Raw genomic sequence first — 5,019 nt, forward strand, 5'->3', positions numbered from 1 at the left:
CCCCATCCCCGCCCCCGGCCCTGACCGGGGCCGGAACGGACCTTGCCGGACCAGCACCGTCCGCGAACACCGAGGAGAGCTACGCCGATGAGCCTGCGGGCACGCATGACCGCTCCTGAGGAACAGGGCGGGGCACGGGAGGACGGCCACATGGTGGCCACCTACCGGGCCAAGCTGCTGGAGGAGATCGACCTCGCGGAGATGTCCTCGCTGGCCGCCGCCGACCGGCGGGCCCGGCTGGAGCGCGTCCTCGGCCACATCATCAGCCGCGAGGGCCCGGTCCTCTCCACCGTCGAACGCTCACAGCTGATCCGCCGCGTCGTCGACGAGGCGCTCGGACTCGGCATCCTGGAACCGCTCCTGGAGGACGCGTCCATCACCGAGATCATGGTCAACGGCCCCGACCAGATCTTCGTCGAGCGCAACGGCAGGGTCGAACAGCTCCCGATGCGCTTCGGCTCCCACGAACAGCTGATGCAGACCATCGAGCGGATCGTGTCGACCGTCAACCGCCGCGTCGACGAGTCCAACCCGATGGTCGACGCCCGCCTGCCCAGCGGTGAGCGTGTCAACGTGATCATCCCGCCGCTCTCGCTGACCGGCGCGACGCTCACCATCCGGCGGTTCCCCCGCTCCTTCACGCTCCAGGAGATGATCGGCTTCGGTTCGCTGGACGAACAGATGCTGGTCCTGCTCGCCGGACTGGTGCAGGCCAAACTCAACATCATCGTCTCCGGGGCCACCGGCACCGGCAAGACGACCCTCCTCAACGCGCTGTCCGGACTGATCCCGAACGTCGAGCGCATCGTCACCATCGAGGACTCCGCCGAGCTCCAGCTCCAGCAGAGCCATGTGATCCGGCTGGAGACCCGGCCGGCGAACGTCGAGGGCAAGGGCCAGATCACCATCCGCGACCTGGTCCGCAACTCGCTGCGTATGCGCCCCGACCGCATCGTCGTCGGTGAGGTCCGAGGCGGTGAGTCCCTCGACATGCTCCAGGCGATGTCCACCGGTCACGACGGTTCGCTGGCCACCGTCCACGCCAACAGCGCCGAGGACGCGCTGATGCGTCTCCAGACCCTCGCCTCGATGTCGGAGGTCGAGATCCCCTTCGAGGCGCTGCACGACCAGATCAACAGCGCCGTCGACGTGATCGTCCAGCTCACCCGGCACGCCGACGGCACCAGGAAGATCACCGAGATCGCCGTCCTCGACTCGCACGGCCGCGACCCGTACCGCATCGTCACGGTCGCGCGGTTCAACGCACAGCCGATGGCCCCCGACGGCCGCATCCACGGCGACTTCCAGTACCTCCCGCTGCCCCGGAAGCTCGCCGAGCGCCTCTACCTGGCCAGTCAGCCCATCCCGCAGGCGTTCGGCGTCGCCCAGTCCGCCGAACAGCTCGCCACCCGAGAGGCCAACTAGGTACCGAGCCATGGACAACGTCAACCTCCCCCTGGTCACCGTCGGCGTCACGCTGCTGGCCTGTGTGCTCGGCGTGATCGGCCTGCACGCCTACTCCGGCGGCAAGGCCGACCGCGACGCCCTCGTCGACCGGCTCTCCCACGTCGGACAGATCCCGGAGACGGGCCGCCCCCGCCGCTTCAAGGGGTTCGACCGCAGACTGCGCACCACCGCGCTCGGCCGGAAACTGGAGCTCAAGCTCGCGGCGACCGGCATGGACATCACGCCCGGCGAGTTCTTCGTCTACGCGCTCGTGGCGATGGCGGGGCTCTGGATGATCGCCTCCTCCATGCTCGCCGCGTTCTTCGGCCCGGTCGCCGCCCTGATCGGCCTCTGGGGCACCAACGCGTTCCTCAACTGGCAGCGGGTCAAGCGCACAGAGCGCTTCATCAACCAGCTCCCCGAGCTCTCCCGCATCCTCGCCAACGCCACCCAGGCGGGCCTGGCCCTGCGCACCTCGCTGTCGATGGCGGCCGAGGAACTGGAGGACCCGGCCGGCGAGGAGCTGGCCCGGGTCGCCAGGCGGCTGGCCGTCGGCGAGCCGCTGGAGGACGCGCTCAGCGAGCTGACCGACCGCCTGCCGTCGCGCGAACTCGTCGTCCTCGTCACCACGTTGGTCCTCTCCAACCGGGCCGGCGGTACGGTCGTCAGCTCGCTGCGCAACCTCACCGAGACCCTGGAGGAGCGCAAGGAGACCCGCCGCGAGGTCAAGACCCAGCTCTCCCAGGTCACCGTCACCGCCTACGCGGTACCCCTCTTCGGAATCGGCGCGATGCTGCTGATGAACGCGGTCATGCCCGGCGCGCTGGACCGTATGACGGGGGCGCTCTTCGGCCAGGTGGCGGTGGTCGTGTCCATCGTCCTCTACGCCATCGGCTTCGTCGTCATCCGCCGCTTCTCCCGTATCGATGTCTGAGACCAGGAACCAGCCGATGTCCGAGACCAGGAACCAGGAAGAAAGGGGACGGACATGGACCTGCTGCTAGCCCTGGCCGTCGGCCTCGCCGTCTACGGGGCCATCCACGGCATCCGGATGTACCGGGCCGACGCGAAACTCCCCGGCGACCTGGCCGTGGCCCTGGAGTCAGGGGCCTCCCGCACCAGCGCGGTCGGCTCCGGCATCGACCGCCTCGGCATCCGCTGGGCCCCCATGGTGCTGCGGATGATGGGCCCCAAGGCCGTCAACAAGAAGCGCCGCCAGATCGACCTGGCGGGCAACCCCGGCGGCCTCACCCTCGACCGTTACGCGGCCCGCCGCGCGGTCTACGGCGCGCTGGGCGTCCTCGGCGCGTTCTCGATGCTCCTGCGCGGCCAGCTGTTCCTGGCCCTCCTGATGGTCGCCTTCGGCCTGTTCTGGGTGGAGGCCGGGATCTGGTCGGCGATCCGGGTGCGCCGTGAGCACATCGAGCGGACCCTGCCGGACTTCCTCGACGTCCTGGCCGTCGTCGTCTCGGCCGGGCTCGGCTTCCGGCAGGCGCTGGACCGGGTCGCGGAGAAGTACGACGGCCCCTGGTCGGACGAACTGCGCATCACGCTCCGGCAGATGGACATGGGTGTCAGCCGTCGCCAGGCCTTCGAGGAACTACGCAGACGCAACGACTCCGAACAGGTCGCCATGTTCGTCACCACGCTCCAGCAGGGCGAGGAGCTGGGCGCGCCGATCGTCGAGACGCTCATCCAGATCGCCAACGACATGCGCCGCACCGACGCCCAGAACGCCCGCCGCAAGGCGGCCAGGGCGGTCCCGAAGGCCACGTTCGCGGTGACCACGTTCCTCCTCCCGGGCACGCTGCTCCTCCTCACCGTCGGATTCGTGTACGGAGCCGACGTCGACCTCACGTCCCTCACGGGCGGATGACATGAACGACGGGCCGGATGGGGACGGAACCCCTACGTTCCGAAACGCTCGCTGAAGCGCCCGGCCGGCCGGCCTTGCGGAGCACGAGCGTTACGGCGCACGAGCGTTACGGGGAATGAGACGGAGGTGACAGGCACATGGCATTCCAGCTCAGCGGAGCCCAGCCCGGACTGGCGGCGGAACTGACCCGCGCCCACACCGGCACCCCGGCCCGCCCGGCCTTCGCCATCCAGGTCAACGCCCTCCAGGCGATGTGCCGCCAGGTCTTCGGCTTCCGCCTGGCGATGATCGCGATAGCGACCCCGTACGCCATCAGTCACACCGCCCCCGGCCTGCCCACCTGGTTCATCGGCTCGGCGATCCTGGTCACCTTCATGGGCTCGTACCTGCTGTTCCGGGACTGGGAGCGGTTCGGCCCGGTGCTCCTGCGGCATCCCTGGCTCCTGGCCGTCGACGTGTTCTTCGGCGCTCTGCTGCTGATCACGGCGACCCCCGAGTCGACCCTCGCCTACGTCACCGTCTGCACCCCGTTGCTGGCCGGCCTGGTCCAGGGCTGGCGCGGTGCGGCGGTCTTCGCGGCGCTCCAGGTGGTCATCGTCTTCGGCGTGTACGCGAGCGTCCCGAAGCTGGAGCCGGGCGGGGCGCCGGCCCTGCTCCTGCCCGGCTTCTGCGTGATCGCCGGGGCGGTCGGGGTCACCCTGCGCAATCTCCTCCTGCGCTTCGGGACGGCCACCCAGGCGCTCACCGAGACCCGGGCGAGGCTGGCGGTGAACGAGGCGGTGGAGGGCGAACGCACCCGCCTGGCGCGGGAGATGCACGACTCGGTCGCCAAGACCCTGCACGGCCTGGCGCTGGCCGCCGACGGACTGGCGGGCTCGGCCGGCCGCATGGACCCGCCCACCGTGAAACTCCAGGCGGAACTGGTCGCCCGCGCCGCCCGCCGGGCCGCCGCCGAGTCCCGGGAACTGCTCACCGACCTGCGCCGGGAGCAGGGCCTGGAGGGTGGCGTCGACCTGGTTGCGGAACTGTCCGCCCAGGCACAGGACTTCACCGACCGTCACCCGGTCGCGGCCACCTTCCGCCGCCTCGCCGAGGAGACCCCGGTCCCGCCCGTGCCGCAGGCGGTCGCCCGGCAGCTCCTCACCGTCGCCTCCGAGGCCCTGGAGAACGCCCACCGCCACGCGGGCCCCTCGTACCTGATCGTCCTCGCGGGCGTGAAGGGCGACATGCTCCGCATCAGCGTGTACGACGACGGGCGCGGCCTCCCCGCCGGAACGACGCTCGACACCCTCCGCCGGGCCGGCCACTTCGGCCTCGTCGGCATGGTGGAGCGCGCCGCCTCCATCGGGGCCCGTATCCGGATCGGCCGCGGGAACGCGGAGAAGGGCACGGAGGTGCGGGTGGAGCTCCCCCTGGCGGCGCTGACGGGCCCGGCCGCCGTGGAGAACACCCCGTCGTCCTCCCCGCCCGCCTACGCGCCGCCGTTCGCGCCGGGGACCTCACCACCGCTCGCGCCGTCGCTCACGCCCGAGAACGTCACGACCCCCCACCCATGATCCCGACCCTGAGAGGAGGTCGCAGCATGCCGGACGATGTCTCCCCCGTGCCGAACCGCAACGGGGCGTCGGCTCACCACCACGCGCCCCAGTACACGTCGGCGCACATCCCGCTCGCCCAGGCCCCCGGCCCCGCCGGAC

4 protein-coding genes are annotated in these 5,019 nt (G+C 70.8%); all 4 read left to right on the forward strand.

The window, feature by feature from the left end; genetic code table 11:
• Nucleotides 1-87 precede the first annotated feature (87 nt).
• On the forward strand, nt 88-1,425 hold the full coding sequence (locus HET64_RS36510) for a CpaF family protein (protein WP_215111532.1): 1,338 nt from the start codon (nt 88-90) through the stop codon (nt 1,423-1,425).
• 10 nt (nt 1,426-1,435) lie between these two features.
• The gene (locus HET64_RS36515; RefSeq protein ID WP_215111533.1) at nt 1,436-2,380 is read left to right on the forward strand and encodes a type II secretion system F family protein; all 945 of its coding nucleotides are present in this window, start codon (nt 1,436-1,438) and stop codon (nt 2,378-2,380) included.
• Between the two features lie 54 nt (nt 2,381-2,434).
• Nucleotides 2,435-3,322 (forward strand): DUF5936 domain-containing protein, encoded by an 888-nt coding sequence (locus tag HET64_RS36520; RefSeq protein ID WP_215111534.1) that lies wholly within the window; start codon nt 2,435-2,437, stop codon nt 3,320-3,322.
• A 137-nt stretch (nt 3,323-3,459) separates the two neighbouring features.
• On the forward strand, nt 3,460-4,878 hold the full coding sequence (locus HET64_RS36525) for a histidine kinase (protein ID WP_215111535.1): 1,419 nt from the start codon (nt 3,460-3,462) through the stop codon (nt 4,876-4,878).
• Nucleotides 4,879-5,019: the final 141 nt, after the last annotated feature.

It is taken from the genome of Streptomyces sp. McG3, assembly GCF_018619185.1.
GTDB lineage: Bacteria > Actinomycetota > Actinomycetes > Streptomycetales > Streptomycetaceae > Streptomyces.